At 65.8% G+C, this 16,038-nt stretch carries 13 protein-coding genes and 1 pseudogene; 8 read left to right on the top strand and 6 right to left on the bottom strand.

The features are described from left to right. The first annotated feature begins 1 nt into the window (after position 1). Together LHA26_RS16365 and LHA26_RS16360 are read left to right on the top strand one after the other, a co-directional pair. Positions 2-631 (top strand): response regulator transcription factor, encoded by a 630-nt coding sequence (locus LHA26_RS16365; RefSeq protein ID WP_252166635.1) that lies wholly within the window; start codon positions 2-4, stop codon positions 629-631. 204 nt (positions 632-835) lie between these two features. Further along, entirely contained in the window at positions 836-3,802 is a 2,967-nt protein-coding gene (locus LHA26_RS16360) for a sensor histidine kinase (RefSeq protein ID WP_252166634.1), read from the top strand. Between the two features lie 90 nt (positions 3,803-3,892). Here the strand turns inward: LHA26_RS16360 and LHA26_RS16355 are convergent, their stop codons facing one another. After that, positions 3,893-4,489: an alpha/beta hydrolase gene (locus tag LHA26_RS16355; protein WP_252166633.1), complete on the bottom strand. Its 597-nt coding sequence runs from the start codon at positions 4,487-4,489 to the stop codon at positions 3,893-3,895. Here LHA26_RS16355 and LHA26_RS16350 point away from each other — a divergent pair. From LHA26_RS16350 to LHA26_RS16325, 6 genes and pseudogenes are all read left to right on the top strand, one after another. Continuing rightward, positions 4,455-5,584 (top strand): annotated as a pseudogene (locus LHA26_RS16350) (IS3 family transposase). The gene LHA26_RS16355 and the pseudogene LHA26_RS16350 overlap by 35 nt on opposite strands. A gap of 347 nt (positions 5,585-5,931) precedes the next feature. Beyond that, complete coding sequence (locus LHA26_RS16345) at positions 5,932-6,588, top strand: hypothetical protein (RefSeq protein WP_252166632.1); 657 nt, start codon at positions 5,932-5,934, stop codon at positions 6,586-6,588. An 84-nt stretch (positions 6,589-6,672) separates the two neighbouring features. Then, complete coding sequence (locus LHA26_RS16340; RefSeq protein WP_252166631.1) at positions 6,673-7,320, top strand: hypothetical protein; 648 nt, start codon at positions 6,673-6,675, stop codon at positions 7,318-7,320. Between the two features lie 29 nt (positions 7,321-7,349). Further along, positions 7,350-8,198, top strand: coding sequence for a MobA/MobL family protein (locus LHA26_RS16335; RefSeq protein WP_252166630.1), 849 nt, complete (start codon positions 7,350-7,352; stop codon positions 8,196-8,198). Positions 8,199-8,222: 24 nt separating this feature from the next. Beyond that, positions 8,223-8,693, top strand: coding sequence for a hypothetical protein (locus LHA26_RS16330; RefSeq protein ID WP_252166629.1), 471 nt, complete (start codon positions 8,223-8,225; stop codon positions 8,691-8,693). A 602-nt stretch (positions 8,694-9,295) separates the two neighbouring features. After that, positions 9,296-9,907 carry a hypothetical protein gene (locus tag LHA26_RS16325; protein WP_252166628.1) on the top strand — a complete coding sequence of 204 codons (612 nt, stop codon included), beginning with the start codon at positions 9,296-9,298 and terminating at the stop codon, positions 9,905-9,907. Positions 9,908-9,935: 28 nt separating this feature from the next. Here LHA26_RS16325 and LHA26_RS16320 read toward each other — a convergent pair whose 3' ends face one another. The 5 genes from LHA26_RS16320 to LHA26_RS16300 form a co-directional block, all read right to left on the bottom strand. Continuing rightward, on the bottom strand, positions 9,936-10,295 hold the full coding sequence (locus LHA26_RS16320; protein WP_252166627.1) for a hypothetical protein: 360 nt from the start codon (positions 10,293-10,295) through the stop codon (positions 9,936-9,938). 468 nt (positions 10,296-10,763) lie between these two features. Further along, the gene (locus tag LHA26_RS16315; RefSeq protein ID WP_252166626.1) at positions 10,764-11,210 is read right to left on the bottom strand and encodes an RHS repeat domain-containing protein; all 447 of its coding nucleotides are present in this window, start codon (positions 11,208-11,210) and stop codon (positions 10,764-10,766) included. A 375-nt stretch (positions 11,211-11,585) separates the two neighbouring features. After that, positions 11,586-12,398, bottom strand: a complete 813-nt coding sequence (locus LHA26_RS16310; protein WP_252166625.1) for a COG4705 family protein — start codon at positions 12,396-12,398, stop codon at positions 11,586-11,588. Between the two features lie 24 nt (positions 12,399-12,422). Further along, positions 12,423-13,445 (bottom strand): YncE family protein, encoded by a 1,023-nt coding sequence (locus tag LHA26_RS16305; protein WP_252166624.1) that lies wholly within the window; start codon positions 13,443-13,445, stop codon positions 12,423-12,425. A gap of 95 nt (positions 13,446-13,540) precedes the next feature. Beyond that, entirely contained in the window at positions 13,541-16,024 is a 2,484-nt protein-coding gene (locus tag LHA26_RS16300) for a TonB-dependent receptor domain-containing protein (protein ID WP_252166623.1), read from the bottom strand. Positions 16,025-16,038: the final 14 nt, after the last annotated feature.

Genomic DNA, 16,038 nt, shown 5'->3' with positions numbered 1-16,038 from the left:
GATGGCTCATCCCGACAAGATCCGCATCTTGGTTGTGGACGACCACCCCATGCTCCGTGAAGGTGTCCGCGCAGTGATCGAGACTCAGCCGGACCTTGCCATTGCGGCGGAGGCGGAGAGCGGTGAAGCGGCGATCACGATGTTTGAGCACCATCGGCCCGACGTGGTGCTGATGGACCTCCAGATGCCCGGCATGGGCGGCGTTGCCGCCATCGAGGCCCTACGCGGAGCATACCCGAATGCACGCATCGTCGTCTTAACGACTTACTCCGGAGACGCGCAGGCCATGCAGGCGCTTCGTGCCGGAGCGGCCGGTTACTTGCTGAAAAGTGCGATGCGCAAGGAACTGCTCGATACGGTTCGCTCCGTTCATGCCGGCGGGCGGCATCTCACCGCGGAGGTGGCCACGGGTATCGCTCTCCATGCTGCGGGGGATGCGCTTTCTCGTCGCGAAGTGGAGGTATTGACGCTTGCAGCCGGCGGTAATTCAAACAAGCAGATCGCTAGCCGCCTCGGACTCTCCGAGGACACGATCAAGGGATACATGAAGGTCATCTACTCCAAGCTGGGTGCATCCGATCGGACCCATGCCGTCACCATCGCCGCGCGACGTGGCATGATCACGCTTTGAGCCGACAGCTGACGCGGCACCGTAACGGGTGAGGATGATCGAGGGGCTACGCAAATTCCGGTTGCATCGGTGAGGCTCTCCACTCACCCTCAGGCACTTGGATGATCGGAGGAAATGGCGCGCGGACGGCCGCGGAGCCGGTCGGGGTGGTGATTGAAATCTGTGTCTCGCCTTGCAACTGCTATTCGACCGGCCGCGAGGTTAGTGGCTTTTGGATCGCTGATCCTAGCGGTCTCGCTCCTCGCTATCACGCCCGCTCGCGCGCTCGATCCCGACCGAAGGATCGACCAATTCAGGCATACCCGTTGGACGCTTGGCGACGGAGCGCCCGGCAACGTTCGCGCGATCGCGCAAGGACGCGATGGTTTCCTATGGCTCGGCACTTCGACCGGCCTCTTCCGTTTCGACGGTATCCGATTCGAACGCATAGTCCCCGACGACGACGACCCGAAGCGATCGCTTCAGGTGACGGCATTGCTCGTGGCCAAAAATGGCGATCTCTGGGTTGGCTATGACTATGGTGGGATCGGTTTGCTGCGGGGTGGGCATCTCCGCGGTGCTAATCCGTTCAAAGCCCTTGGCGGTGTGTACCAGATCGTAGAAGATGCGGACGGCACAATCTGGGTAGCGGCCGACGGCAACGGCAAGATCATGCTTTCCCGCCTGGCAAGAGGCCGGTGGTCGCAGTTTGGACCGCAGCAGGGAGTCGGTGGAGTGCAGGCCGGCTCGGTCGTGCCGTTGCCGGACGGTTCCATCAACATCCTGTCTCCAACGACGCCAGCTCTCGGCTCGACGCCGTTGCGAAAGGCGCCAGGTTCAACCCGCTTCGCCCCCTGGTCGGAGACGTTGACGAATTTCGCAGATTTGGCGCGCGATCGCGACGGTCGCTTGTGGCTTGCTGACAATAACGGGCTGCGCCGGCTCGGAGGAGGATCGCGCGTTCCGCTCGCCGGAGTGACCACGCCGTTTCTACAGCGTCACCTGCGCTTTGATCGTGACGGCGCATTGTGGATCGCGGGTCAGGATGACGGCCTGGTGCGAGCCGTCTTCCGCGATGGCAGAGTGGTTGGACCGCCCGACAGATTCAGCGAGCGGAACGGTCTGACCGGGCCGGTCGCGATGTCCCTCTTCGAAGATCGAGAGGGCAATATTTGGGTCGGCACCGAGTCCGGCCTCGATCGCTTCTCTGCCAGCAACGTGATCCAGCCGCATAACAGCGGAGCGATGGTGACAGGGTTCGCCGGCGACCCGAGGTCCGATCAGGTGTTTTTCGGCGGGGTCGAAGGCGTCTTCCGGATGGCTCGCGGCATGAGCGAGCCCGAGCTTATCTATCCCAAGCGTTCGCTTGGAGTGCTGTGCGGGGACGGGCGCCGCCTCCTCGCGATCAGCATGGACGACAACACGCTCCTTAGCGTCTCGCCTTCTGGACGGGTGGCGTCCGCGCGCGACGTTGGCGGCCCCCTACTTATCACGTGCACCCTGGACGCGGCAGGCACCTTCTGGGCTTCGATTAAGGAGGCTTATCGGCTCAACGGCGACAAGCTGCAGAAGGTCGACGCGCCCTGGTCGACTGGAAAGTATGACGGCAACCTCGCTCACTTGAAGGCGGACGCAGGTGGCGGCCTCATCGCTGGGCGGTCGCTATTTGGCGTCCAGCAGGTCAATGGCGATCGCAGCCAAGTGTTGTGGCGAGCCGAGGAAGGGAGGATCGGAGCGACCAATCTTTTTGTGACCGCTGGAAAGCGCATCTACCAAGGGGCGCAGAAAGGGCTCGGGTTGTGGGACGGCCATCGTCACCTGCAGCTCAGCGAACGAAACTACCCGATCCTCGCCGGGGTCACGGGAGTCCATTCGTCGTCAGACGGCTCAACATGGCTGATCGGGGCTACTGGGATTGCCCGCGTATCCACCGCCGATCTGGACGCGGCCTTCCGGAGCCCCGGGCGGCCGCTTCCGTACCGCCGGTTCGGGTACGAAGAGGGCTTTCGGGCGCGATCGAATATCCTTGATACGAACGATATCGTCGAAGACAGCACAGGCAGGATTTGGTTCGCCACGAACCGTGGCGTCGCCTGGATCGACAGAGATCATGTCGCTCACAATGGGATGGCTCCGAACGTAGTCCTTTTGAACCTCACCTCCGGGCCAGTAAACGCCACATCCTTCGATAAGCCGATCCGGCTCAAGGCGGGGACTCAGCGGGTGCAGATCGCCTTTACAGCTCTCAGCCTCACTGACGCGAAGCAAAACCGGTTTCGCTACCGCCTTCTCGGAGCAGACCGTGATTGGGTCGATAGCGGCGCTGAACGCCAGGCGCTTTATATAAATCTCGGACCCGGCACGTACCGCTTCGAGGTGATTGGCTCAAACAACGACGGCGTCTGGACGCGTCGGGCAGCAGGCCTGACCTTCACCATCGCGCCAAGGTTCTACCAGACTCGGTGGTTCTTGGCTGCATGTCTCGCCCTTCTTGGTACTCTCATCTGGCTGCTCTACCGCTGGCGTCTGAGAACCATTGCCCTTCGTACCCGCGGTCAGTTCGAGGCGCGTTTGGCTGAGCGGGAGCGCATCGCACGCGAGCTGCACGACACATTGATGCAGGGGTTCCAAGGCGTTGTGCTGCGGTTCCAGTCCGCAGCCAACCTGCTGACGCCCGGAACTCGAGCTCATACGGCAATTGAAAGCGCACTCGAACGAGCTGATGACGTCCTTGTCGAAGGCCGGGACCGAATCCGCGAGTTGCGCCGGGATGTGGAACCGCTCGATCTGGCAGCAATCCTGACTGCCACGGTGGAGCAACTGGTCCCTCCCGCGATTCAGTGGAACGTCAGACGTGTCGGTCAGGAGCGTAAGGTTTGCGCGCCCGTGGCTGATGAAATCAGCCGGGTGGTAGCTGAAGCGGTGGCGAACGTGGCGAGGCATGCCAACGCCCAGCTCCTGGAGGTTGGCATTAGCTTTGGAGCCGACCGGCTGTCGATCACGGTCGAGGATGACGGCCAAGGTATCCCTGATAGCATCAGGGCGGCGGGACGACGGGTCGGCCATTTCGGGTTGGTTGGCATGCGCGAGCGCGCGATGCAGCTGGCGGGATCGCTCGAAATCGGAAGCCGGTCACCCGCGGGAACGCTGATAAAGCTCATCGTCCCCGCGCGCGTCGCCTATCCCGACTAACCGAAACGAGCATGCACCCACCGCAACTGCTGTGGTGAGCGGTATCGGCGAAGCGCGCGCGGCGGCACATTAGCTCGCCAGTGCTCCCGTTCAGCCGGCCGGAACATTCTCCGCCGCCTGAACGATCACCGCTGCCACGGCCTCGGGTTGAGACAGCAGCGACAGGTGACCGGCCTCAAGCTCGCTCGTTTGGGCGTTCATTCGCTGCGCGAACATACGCTCAAGATCAACGCTCACTACTCGATCTTGGTGAGAGACGATGTACCAGCTCGGGCGGCTTTCCCATGCCGCCGTCTTGATCGGTTCGGCGAAGGTACTGCCTGGCAAGGGAGGCTGAAGAACTGCAAGCAGCCGCGCCTCGGCTTCGGGGAGGTCTTGGGCGACGTCCTTAATCCAACCTTCGACACTGAGCTTGAGATTTCCGGTCCCGTCGTCCCGGATTTCAGCCAGGGCCGGGGGCGTGGGATGGGCGTTGACGAGCTCGCCGAGGGTCTCGCCGGCTGCCGGGGCGAAGGCGGCGACATAATCGAGTGCCTTGACCTTCTCGTGGTCGCCGACTTCCGTGATGACGGCCCCGCCCCAGCTATGCCTGACGTGCTCCCCTGAAACTCCGCCAGTCTGAGCTAGAGTCCGCCTTCGTGAGGAGACGGACGTGAAGAAGACCAGGTTCAGCGAGGAGCAGATCATCGCGGTGCTGCGTGAGCAGTAGGGCGGAATGAAGACCGCCGACGTGTGCCGGAAGCACGGTATCAGCAGCGCGACGCTGTACGCGTGGAAGGCGAAGTACGGCGGCATGGACGTGTCGCAGGCGCGCAAGCTGAAGGTGCTGGAGGAAGAGAACGCCCGGCTGAAGCGGCTGCTAGCGGACGCGATGCTCGACAATGTCGTGCTCAAGGAGGCGGCAGCAAAAAACTGGTAGGGCCTGCCGTTCAGCGGAAGGCTGTCGAGCATGCTCGACAGGTGTTCGGCATCAGCGAGCGTCGGGCCTGTACCATCTTCGGCGTGGATCGGACGTCGATGCGCTATGCGCATCGGCGATCTGATGATGGCGACCTGCGGTCGCGGCTGCGGGAGATCGCGGCCGAGCGTCGCCGCTTCGGGTACCGGCGGCTGGGGATCATGCTGGCTCGCGAGGGCCTGGTCATGAACCACAAGAAGCTGCTGCGGCTGTACCGCGAGGAGAACCTGCGCGTGCGGCGCCGGCGCGGTCGCAAGCGAGCCATGGGCACGCGGGCGCCCATGACGCTGCCCCAGGGACCGAACCAGCGCTGGAGCCTCGACTTCGTCAGCGACACGCTGATCAGCGGCCGGCGCATCCGCATCCTGGCGGTGGTCGACGACTTCACGCGCGAGTGCCTGGCGCTCGTGGTCAACACCTCGCTGTCAGGCGCGCGGGTCGCCCGTGAGCTCGACGCCATCATCGCGGTGAGAGGCGCACCGCCGCTGATGATCGTCAGCGACAACGGCACCGAGCTGACCAGTCTGGCGATCCTGAAGTGGACGCAGGAGCGCCCTATCGAATGGCACTACATCGCGCCCGGCAAGCCGCAGCAGAACGGCTACGTCGAGAGCTTCAACGGCCGCCTGCGCGACGAATGCCTCAACGAGACGCTGTTCGTCTCGCTCGGCCATGCTCGCTCGGTGCTGCGGCTCTGGCGCGACGACTACAACCATGTGCGGCCGCATAGCGGGATAGGCGGGCTGACGCCCGCCGATGCTGCCGGGCGGGTTGTGCAACACCGCCCCGACGGGCACCATGACAACCCCGGACTCCAGTTATGACTGGAGGAGCTTTGGGGAGCACGTCAAGAAAGGAAAGCTGCGATGAGCGACGCTCTCATCAGTCGCACCCGCGTTCGCGCCTTCCTTGAAGGGGTGCAGGAAAAGCAGGTGCCGGTCATCCGTCCGGCAAACAGGATCAAGGGTGCAGAAGTGATGAACCCGAAGGATGGGAAAAAGGGGTTGGCGAGAGCCAGCCTCGCCCAAAGGTTCATCACCGGTGCCGAAACGCACCGGGTGCCGCCACTCCGCAGTCCGGAGTGCATCCCAGCCCAAGCCCGTCCACCACCTGCCTCGTCTCGCGTCTCGCGGGCCGGGCGCGGGGCGGGCGCTTTCCATGAGAATTGCCCATGCAGCCCTACCAGATCATCACTGCCATCACCTTCTGCACCATCGACATAGGTCGCCGCATCGGCGAGAGCCGGCGCAGGATCGTCGGTGCCGCGACCTTTACCGGCCATGTCGATGGCGACCATGTCGCCTTCACGCTCGACGCCTCGGTCCTTCAAGCCAGCGATCCGAACGACAGGCTGTTGCGCTGGCTCGACGACCGCTTTGCCGGCGACCGCACCACCATCGCCGGATATCGTCTGGGCGACACGTGTCACCTCCTCGAGACCATGGAGATGGCGCCGTGGTCGGCAGGCGTGCGGGCGCTGAAGGGTGGCGATGGTCGCATGCGCATCGACATAGCGGCCCGGAAGCGGGGCGGGGGTGGACTTGGCTTCGGCGCTGCGTGCGCCGGCGCGGGCATGCCGGTCTCGCAATCCGGCGAGACCGAGCACTTCACCGCCTGGTGCACCGGTCGCCCCGGCGCGATCCTCCAGACGCTCGAGACCGACGTCATCAGCACGTGGCGGCTGGCTATGCTTGGCGTCGCATGCCGCTCGTCGCTCGGCGGCGAGGTCAACACGATCATCGAAGGCCATCTCGCCACCTGGCTTCGCGACGCGCGCTTCCCCGCAGCCCGCCTCCACCTCGCCAGCATCGAACAGTCCCGCGCCTGAGGCGCGCTGTCACACGCCCAACATCGCACGAACCGAAGCTGATCGCCCGGTGGCGGCCGGCTTCCATCCTGACGGGAAACCTCAATGTTCATCGACACCACCGACCCGCGCGGCTTCGAGCCGCGCGCCACGGCCATTGCCGTCCGTACCATGGGCGCATGTTACGCGATGCAGTTTCGCCCGGACACGCGCGCCTTCATCGGCATCGGCCTCTTCCACGTGACGCCCGATGGAGCCGGCTTCCGCTTCGATGGCGAAGCACGAGCCCTGCGAGAAGGCGAACTGCCCGAATGCCTGCTCGACTGGCTTGAGGCGCGCCTGGCCGACCATGGCGCGATCGTCAGCTACGACAATTGGGGCAGCGTGCCGAAGCGCCTCTCCGCCATCGCCCGGCCTGATCTCTACCCCAACCTTGCTGGCGCCGCTGCCGACACGAACGGGCGCTGGCGCGATCTTCCAAGATGGCAGACCTGGCACCTCCGCCAAGCCGTGGCACAGGCGATGCCCTGCCTCTGCCCTCAGGGAAAGATGCAGGACTGTGTGCCGAGCCTCCTCGCATGCGTCATGCCGCAGCCGGAGCTGACCGAACGGCAGCTGATCGACGAAGCGGCACGAGGCTGGACGGCCTGGGCTCGCGGCTTTGGTGCCTTTGATGACGATGCCCAGCCCGCTTCACGCGCGCTGAAGGCGCTCGCCCAGCAGCAGGCGCGGACCGGAACCTCTCCCGGCTGACGACCCACTCCTTCCAGATCGCCACGCCGATGCACGCGCGTGCATCGGCCTTGATCCCGTGCGCCGCCTTGTTCGGCCTGCCGCGTCTTGAAAGCATCAACATGACCGACACTCTGCCTCTCCATTTCCGCCGCCCCGTGTCCATTCGTCCCATCTCGGTGCGGGGCTGGCGGGCCATGCCAGGAGATCGCCGCGGCACGCATCGCAGTGCGACCGCCAACTATCTCTACATCATCCGCAGCGCCGGCACAGACGCACGGGGGCCTGTCGACTACCGCCACCGCACCGACCTTGTCGCCCATGGCCTGGCGCTGCCCTCCAACCATCCCGCCTGGGCGGAGGAGGAGGGAAGGGTGTGGCGCGAGCTCGATGAGGCGACGCAGCAGCTTGGCGACGATCAGATCCGGGCCTGGCATGTCGTCGTCACGCTGCCGGCGGAGGCCTCCACTGCCGAGTGGATCACCATGGTGCGCGGCTATGCCGCCGCCGTGGCACGCCACGGACCAGCAGTCGCATGGGCCATCCACGCCTCGCCAGAGGGGCAGGCTGTGGCACCTCCGCCGCACGCGCATCTGCTGCTGACCACGCGCCAGTGGCGGCATACCGCCAGCCATGGCCGGACGGTCGCCAACTGGTGCGGGCCGGCCATGACGGAGCAGCTGCACAGCCAGTGGCTGTCCCGCCTTCCAGCCGACATGCAGGCGGCCGCGACCAGCCCATACCGGGTCGGCAGTTTTGCGCCTGCGTACCCCGACTGCAGCGCACTCGCCGCCTTGTTCGGATCACAGCCGACAAACCGCTGCAGGCGCCCCGCCCAGCGGACCCGCCGCCGGCCGAGCCAGAGGATCAGAAAGGAGAGGAAGTGCCCTTCGGAGTGAAGGGAAAACAAGGAAGGAACAAAGATGACCACGATGCCGCTCTTCATCGCCGCCGCCCGTCAGCTGCTGACCGGCGGCGAGACCGCGCCTGAGCTCGCCATCCTCGCAGGACCCAGCCTGCGCCTGGAGCAGTTCGCCGATCTTGGGCGCGCCGCCCGTGCTGCTGACCTCGACATCGTCTATCTGGCTTTCGGCAGCGATCTCGCTGCAGGGCCGACCGGCGTCCAATGCGTCTTTCCTCGCGGACCCATGGTTCACGTCCGCCTCAACGGCGCCCTCTGGGCGCCCGAGGATGACGGCGTTGGCGCCATCGTCGACCGGCAGGGCGGTCGCGGGTTCATCCGGTTCGATCGTGACGAACTTGCCCACAGCGCGGGCAAGGTCGCGAAGGACCCGCGGCCTGGCCTCAGGCGCGCTCGCGCCCGCCTGCAGGAGCTGGCTCGGAGCGCGGCTACCGAGCCGGCCACGCGCGATGTCGTCGTGTTGCGACCCTGAACGGGTCGCAGGCGCCCCTCGCTCGCACCGGCGTAACGCCGGTGCGAGCTCTGCCTGCAAGAACCAGGATTGAGCAGGGCAGGAGGGAGGAAAAAAAGAAGAGCTTCGCTAAAGCGAGTACCGGACAAGGCTTACCAATCCGTTAAGCCGCGCAGACTTTCCCAACTTCCATCACACCCTGAGCTTTTCGGGCCACAGCTGAGCCTGCTTCGCGCATGCTGCGCGTTCCTGCTACTTCTCTCATTTTCCCTCCTCATTCTCGTGCACAATCATGCATTCAGCATGGAAAAGGCGGATTCTGGTTAAGGGACAGTTTGCCATCCTGTCCCCCGGCCCCGTATTTGTGGAGCGTAGGAGACGCTGGACGTGAGGGGGCCCGCACCGGAGCAGGCCCCTCATATGTCTATGGCGAAAACAGTGTTACGCCGTCCAGTGCAGGCCCCCGCAACCAAATCCACCAAAGCCCCAGACCTCATGGCCTGGGGCTTCCGTGCGTCTGGCGTACAACCTCTCCGCGAACGCCAGCATCCGGTACAGGTCGCCGGGGAGCTGAATGGGGCGGCGGTTGCAGCTTTCGACAGCAATCGAAGCGGCTCGGGATCATGCCCGGCACCGGCTACACTGTCGATCAGGTCGGCCAGCACCACGTCCGCCTCCGCGGCCCCAAGGGCAAGGCCGTCCTCTGGTCCCCCTTCCGATGGGGCGCCGATCATGCCGAGGCGTTCACCGAGACGCAGGTGGAGTTTCGGGCCGGCGATCGAGTTCAGTTCGCCCGCAACAACCGCAAGGCCGAGCGGCTCAACAGCATGGTCGCGACTGTGCTCGGCGTCGATCCCGAGCGCGCCGGCATGACGATCGCCATGCCCGACGGCGCCACCCAGGCGCTCGACCTGCGACGCCTCGCCGATCGCCACATCCGGCCGGGCTGGCTCCAGACCATCCACAGCGCTCAAGGCGCCACGGCCGATCGGGTCATGGCGCATCTGGAGAGCTTCCGCGTCAATACCGTCGATGCCACCTCCGCCTATGTCGCGATCAGCAGGGCGCGATCAGGCGCCACACTCTACACCGACAGCCGACCCAGCCTCATCGAGGCCCTCGGGCTGCGTGACGGCAGCCAGGCCGGGGCGCTCGACGAGACGCGGGCACACGATCAAAACAAATACACAGATAACACGATGATTATCGTCAACAATTCTGTAAATGTCGCATGAGATCCGAATAATATTCGGATATCATGCATTATCCTATGGCTATGCGAATATAATCCGGCTCTTTTTTATCATTTAGTTTAATCTTTATTCTAGCCCAATTCTGATCAACAATCTTCCGAAGGAAGATTTCCTTCTCCGAACTCGAAACAACTATTTCACCTGATGGAGAAAGAATCTCGCCATCAAATTCACAATCATCGATTTCATCTAAATTATAGATTCCCACCTTAGTCGGTCCGTCAATATCCGGCATCGTCCATACCGAAATAGCTTTTTTCGAAGCCGTGATGACATTGCCAGATGGATCGCCAGGAACCTCGTTCATAAACTCGATGTCAGAGATAAATATTATCGAATTAGCTGGCTGAATGGAGATTTCAGTTTGCATCTTCCGGCTTCCTAATTGGTTGCTGCTGCCTCACTTCGCCGCCTTGCTGACGGCTACAGCTTATGCAGTGAGGATATAGATTCTGCGACTGCCCTGGCGCTGCTGTTGCAGATGGCGGCGCCTGGTCAGGCACGAAATTGCCAGACCGTGTTCCAGGGTCTTTCGAACCACACAAGTGACAACCGGTATCGCGACCAATCTGGTTGATTTGCTCTCGCTCTCCTGGCGTGAAATTCCGATCCGGGCCTCTCGCAGGGATCGACGCTCCGGCATGAGGGCCAGGCTCCAGCGTGGAAGGTTTTCCACTGCCGGTAAGGGCGCCTTCAATGCGCCGCGCGCCATCACTAGCAGCTCCTGCTGAGATAGTGATCAGTCCGATCGAGCCGGCAGCGCCAGGTATCGAGATCGGAGTAGACAGACCGCCGCTACCGATCTCAGCGATGCCACTACCGGCTAGACCGATCCCACCTACAACACCGCCGACAGCGCCAGCAGCGACTTCGCCCGTTCCGGCAACGACATCCCAGACCTGTTGCCACGACTGGCCCGTGGGATCATTCTTATTGACCGGATCATTTGCGACATACGCATAAAGATTAAGCTGATCCTTATACCGATCGGGTCCGTCTGCAAGAAGCGGCCGAGCGTAGGCGAGTAGGCGCGCGCCTTATAGTGGTAGAGGCCGAGCTCAGGGATCCAGGCTTGCCCGGTGTGGCGAAAGCGGCCGCGACTGGTGAGGCCTGGGATGCCATATTCGTCATAGGTGTTGATCGCGAGCGCGCCGGCGGGTGTGCTGATCGCGACGATCGAGCCCTGGTGATCGGCGTGGAGAAAGCGACGGACGCCAAGGCCGCTGCCCTCGTACCAGACCAGCGGATCGTCCTCATCACTGCCATGCACATAGCGCCGGAGCATCGCGCCCGATGCGTCATATTCGGCGACCAGCTGGTCGCCGCCCGAGAGGAAGCTCGGCGCGTTGGCGCCGACCGCGCTATATTGGTGAGGCCGTTCACCGCCTAGGCGCGCGAGATCTTGACCGCGCCGTGCCGGGCATAGCCGGTGTTCGAGCGTGTCTCGGAGGTAAATTCCTTGGCGGCTTTATAGCTTAGCGTGACCATCTTGCCGGGCTCGGGTCATGGACAGACGCCGTCCGCCACGCTCCCGAACACCGTGCGCGCGCTTTGCACGTTCGAGCGGATCAGCGCCGCCGCGTCGCGCACCATCCCCGCCCGCGCGCCTGGCCACGGCGCGCGTGTCGCCGCGCGCCTCCCGAGACTGTGACCCCCTGCCTCAGAGGTCCGAGCGGGCATGATCGCCGGGATGGCCGCCGGCGCGTTGCGGGAGCAGCGCGATCAGCAGGATGATCGCGGCGGCGAGCACGAGCGTGGCGATCGGGCGGCTGACATCGAGACCGCCGCTCGCGAGGGGCTTGTCGAGGAAATCGCCCACGGTGGCGCCGAGCGGCCGCGTCAGGATGAAGGCGCCCCAGAACAGAGCGACGCGGCTGACGCCGGTCCAGACATAGAGCGCGAGCAGCACCAGCAGCGCCGCGCCGAAGACCAGCGCGCCGCCGGAATAGCCGAGGCCGGCATCGGCGATCCAGTCGCCCAGCGCGGTGCCGAGGGTCTGGGAGAAGGTGATCGTCAGCCAGTAGAACAGCTCCGCGCGCGGCTCGCGGACCGAGGCGACCGATACGGTTCCCAGCGTCCGGTGCCATGCGAGAAGCGTGCCCAGCACGCAGGCGAGCAGCAGCAGACTGCCGCCCGGATAACCGATGCCGAGCGACCGGTCGGCAAAGTCCGCCAGCGTCGTGCCCGCCGTCGTCGACGCGACGATCGTCGCCCAGTAGAGCCATGGATGGAATCGGCGCGCGCGTACCTGCAGCCAGACGAGCACCGCGAGCAGCACGCCGAACAGCGTGGTGCCGACGAGATAGCCGTTGAACCAGCTCTGCTGGGCCGCCGGCGTGGTTTCGCCCAGCCAGCTCATCGTCACCGCATCGCCGCCGGTTTCGCCCAGCGTGGTGCACAGGATCTTGATGATCCAGAAGCCGAGCGTGACCGCCGGAACCTTGGCCATGGTGTTGCGCGCGTCGTCCATCATTCGTTCACCCCAGACTCTTTCGCGTCATGCGCCCGGTGCCATCACGAGGATATGGAAGCTGCCGGGCACGATCGGCCCGTGGCGCGCCGGCGGCACGGCCGGACCGAATTGCGCCGCGGGCATATAGAGGCGGCCCGTGTCCGGATCGAGCGCGGCGGTGCGCGCGCTCGGCTCGGTCATGATCGCCGGTTCTTCGGTCGGCGTGCGCCCCGCCATGTCGATGATCGAGAGCGTCCCGCTCTTGCCGCAGGGGATGAGAAAACGGTGGTGTGCCTCGTCCCAGATCGCGGTGTCCGGGCCGAGCCCGATCGGGAGAAGGCGCACCACGCGCCTGGCCTCGAGATCGACCAGCGCGGCCTTGCCATTGCCGCAGGCGCTGAGCGCCAGCCCGGCCTCGGGATCATAGGCCATCCCCGTCGGACCCTCGCAGCCAGGCAAGGGGATGCGGCCGGCGGCCTGTCCCGCGGCGAGGTCGACCAGATCGATCTCGCTGGCGGTCTCGTTGTTGACGGCGAGCAGGGCGGGGGAGGCGAGCACGGGGAATTCGAGACCCGGCTTGAGCGGAATGCGGCGGCGCTCGACGCGGCGCCTGAGATCGATCTCCGAGACCGCGCCACCATCGGAGTCCATCACATAGGCCGTGGCGCCGTCGGCGGATAGGATCGTGGCGTCGGGATCGGCACCCACCGGAATGCGCGCCAGCTCGGCGCCGTTGCTCTCGTCCAGGATGCGCACCGTATTATCGCGTGCGCTGCTGACGAGGAGCGTGTCGGTGCCGGGAATGGCCGCCACGCCATGGGCATGGTCGATCCGCCCGATCGCGCGCACCTGCCCCTGGCGGGCGGGATCGATCACCAGCACGTCCTTGCCATGGGCGATGAGCAGCCGTCCGTGCGGCCGATCCCAGCTCGCAATATCCCAGCCATCATCGGCGGCATGGAGGATCCCGGCCTTGACGAAGGCCGGGCGCGGCGGCGCGGCCGCGCTTTCGAGCGCGAGCGTCAGGCAGAGCGCCATCAATCCAAGCTTCCGGGAGAAGAGACGCATCGCCGTTGCTCCTGCGGTTGCACGTGGCTGCACGCGGCGTAGGCCCGGCCACGGGAGGCTGGCAAGTTGGCAAACGCCAATATTGGAGGGGAAGGTCAGAATGCCTGCTCCAGACCGACGAACAGGCTGCGCGGCGCGCGCCATTGCGCGGTGCCGTCCGCAAGCGACGTGCCGTCCTGCAGGGCACTGCGATTGTCGAAAATGTTGAGCAGATCGAGGCGCGCGCTCAGCGGGCGGCGGCCAAGGCCGTCGAGGCGGTAGACCGCCGCGACATTGGCCTGGGCATAGGCCGGCACGCTGGCGCCATTGGGCGTGAGGTCGCCGGAGCGTCTGGGCAGGCCGCTGCCGAACACGCCGTCCCCGGACAATTGGAGGCGTCCGTGCCGCCAGGTCAGCCCGAGCGAACCCGAAAGACGCTGATCGCTGTTCGCGCGGATCGAGTGCGCCGCGCTCCAGGCGAGCTGGGCCGCGGTGAACGGCGCCTGGCCCGTGACGATCGCGCGCCCGCGCAGGCTGGCGACCGTCAGGTTCGCCCAGGCCGAAACCGGCCCGGCCGCGTAGATCGCGCGCGTTTCCACGCCCCAGGCCCGTCCGATCCGGTAATTAAAGGGCCGCGCCAGCACGGTCGCGCCGATCCGCACGGCGTCCAGCAGATCGCGCGCGCGGCGCCAATAGGCGTCGAGCCCGATCGTCAGCCGATTTAGCCTCTGCTCCACGCCAGCGTCGAGATAGTCGTCACGCTCGGGCTTGGGCGCAGTCTCCGTCGTGGTGGGCCAGCTCCCGGTCGTGCCCGTCAGCGCGCGCGCCGAGGCTATCCCCACCGCTTCGGGCGCGGGCACGAAATAGCGCGCATAGCCGATATGCAGGCTGGTCTCGTCCGCGGGCCGCCACACGCTATTGATCCGCGGGCCGAGCGCGTGGCCGCCGCCCGGCCCCGCGACATGATCGAAGCGCAGCCCGGCATTGACGCTGAGCCGGTCCGCCGGCCGCCATTCATCCTCGACGAACAGCCCCTGCTCGCGTCGCCGGTCGCGCTCGATGGCGGGCACGACCAGCGGAGTGTCGGACACGGGCCGCCCGGCGCCGTCGAGGGGAAGCACGGCATAGGCGCTGCGGCTGCGGTCGCGCGACCAGTCGGCGGTGACCCCCGCGCGGATCTGGTGGCGCGGAGCGGCGGCATAGAGCGCTTCGGCCTGAACGCCGCCGGCCAGGCTGCGGCTCGTGACCGAGCTGGCGAGGCCGGTGAACAGCAGATCGCCGATCGGGTCCGCCCTCAGCGCCAGCGAGGAGCGGCGCAGAAAGCCCGATAGCTGCATCGTCAGCGCGCCGCTGCCATGCTGGTAGGAGAGGAGGCCATAGTCGCTGCCAAGCCGCTGATGGCCGCCCCAGGCCTCGCTCGGATAGGAGGAGATCCCCGCCACCGTGAGCGGGCGCTCGAAAGGCGCATCGTCGCGATAGCTGGCCGCGTTGAGCCCGCGCGCATGGGGCAGATCGAGCCGATCGTCGAAGGCGCCGAGGATCAGCGACAGGCGCGACTGCGCGTCGAGGATGCGATCGAAATAGGCGAAGCCATCCAGCTGCTCGCCATGATCGTGAAGCGGATTGGCCGAGGCGTCGGCCCCGCCCGTCGCCGCGTCGCCGCGCTGGTAGGAGCCGGAAAGATAATAGTTGGTGCGGCCGATCGCGCCCATCGCATCGAAGGCGGGCTCGAAGCGGCCCTGGGTGCCGCCGTACAGCTCCGCCTCGCCGCCCTTGCCATAGGCGCCGCTCTTGGTCGTGACGTTGATGACGCCGCCCGTCTGGAGGCCATATTGCGCGGGCAGCGCGCCGGTGACGAGCTCGACCCGATCGGCGAAGCGCGCGCGCAGCGTGTCCGCCAGATCGCTGAAGCCGTCGGGAACGATGACGTTGTTGATGCGATATTGCAGCGCGCTTTGCCCGCGCACGCGGATTTCGCCCGCGCCGGCCTGGGTGACGCCGGGCATCTGGACCAGCACGCTGGCGAGGCTCGCCGCCTCGCCACCCGGGCGCTTCTCGATGGCATCGTTGCTGAGCGCATAGCTCGACGCGCCGAGGCTCGGGTTGACGCTGGCGCGCGCGCTGTCCAGCCGGCGCGCGGTGACGGTGATGGCGCCGGTCCGTGCGCGGTCGTCTCCATCGCCCTCGTCGTCATCGTCATCGTCCTTGGCGGGTTTGACGGCGACGGCCGGCGGATTGGCGATCGGCGCGACGATGGCCGGCGGCGTCAGACCCGATGGGAGCGCCGCGTCCGCCCCGCGCGGCGCGGGCGCCGGGGTGGCGGCCGGCGTCTCGCGCGGCTGCGGCGGCCGGGCGGCCACCGGGCAATCATCGTCGTCATCGTCGCAATCGGGTTTCGGCTGAGGATGCGCCGGCTGCGGCGCGGCCGAGGAACGCGCCCTGCGCGGCTGCGGCGGCCGGGCGGCCGCCGGGCAGCCATCGTCGTCATCGTCGCAATCGCGCTTCGCATGGTGGTGCGCCGGCTGCGGCGCGGCCACCGCCTGGCTCGACATGAGCGCGAACGCCGCGACGCCGAGCCGCGTCCATGATCCGATTTTCACCGCGCCGATGACCC

The organism is Sphingomonas morindae (assembly GCF_023822065.1).
Classification (GTDB): Bacteria; Pseudomonadota; Alphaproteobacteria; order Sphingomonadales; family Sphingomonadaceae; genus Solisphingomonas; species Solisphingomonas morindae.
This window is presented reverse-complemented; position numbering and strand designations above follow the sequence as displayed.

What these genes read in the sequence shown, in the direction of transcription:
- LHA26_RS16355 (WP_252166633.1), bottom strand. Translation starts at nt 4,489, where the DNA reads ATGATCTGCTCCTCGCTGAACCTGGTCTTCTTCACGTCCGTCTCCTCA.
- LHA26_RS16345 (WP_252166632.1), top strand. Translation starts at nt 5,932, where the DNA reads ATGCAGCCCTACCAGATCATCACTGCCATCACCTTCTGCACCATCGAC.
- LHA26_RS16315 (WP_252166626.1), bottom strand. Translation starts at nt 11,210, where the DNA reads ATGCTCCGGCGCTATGTGCATGGCAGTGATGAGGACGATCCGCTGGTC.
- LHA26_RS16310 (WP_252166625.1), bottom strand. Translation starts at nt 12,398, where the DNA reads ATGATGGACGACGCGCGCAACACCATGGCCAAGGTTCCGGCGGTCACG.
- LHA26_RS16330 (WP_252166629.1), top strand. Translation starts at nt 8,223, where the DNA reads ATGACCACGATGCCGCTCTTCATCGCCGCCGCCCGTCAGCTGCTGACC.
- LHA26_RS16320 (WP_252166627.1), bottom strand. Translation starts at nt 10,295, where the DNA reads ATGCAAACTGAAATCTCCATTCAGCCAGCTAATTCGATAATATTTATC.
- LHA26_RS16365 (WP_252166635.1), top strand. Translation starts at nt 2, where the DNA reads ATGGCTCATCCCGACAAGATCCGCATCTTGGTTGTGGACGACCACCCC.
- LHA26_RS16305 (WP_252166624.1), bottom strand. Translation starts at nt 13,445, where the DNA reads ATGCGTCTCTTCTCCCGGAAGCTTGGATTGATGGCGCTCTGCCTGACG.
- LHA26_RS16340 (WP_252166631.1), top strand. Translation starts at nt 6,673, where the DNA reads ATGTTCATCGACACCACCGACCCGCGCGGCTTCGAGCCGCGCGCCACG.
- LHA26_RS16335 (WP_252166630.1), top strand. Translation starts at nt 7,350, where the DNA reads ATGCACGCGCGTGCATCGGCCTTGATCCCGTGCGCCGCCTTGTTCGGC.
- LHA26_RS16325 (WP_252166628.1), top strand. Translation starts at nt 9,296, where the DNA reads ATGCCCGGCACCGGCTACACTGTCGATCAGGTCGGCCAGCACCACGTC.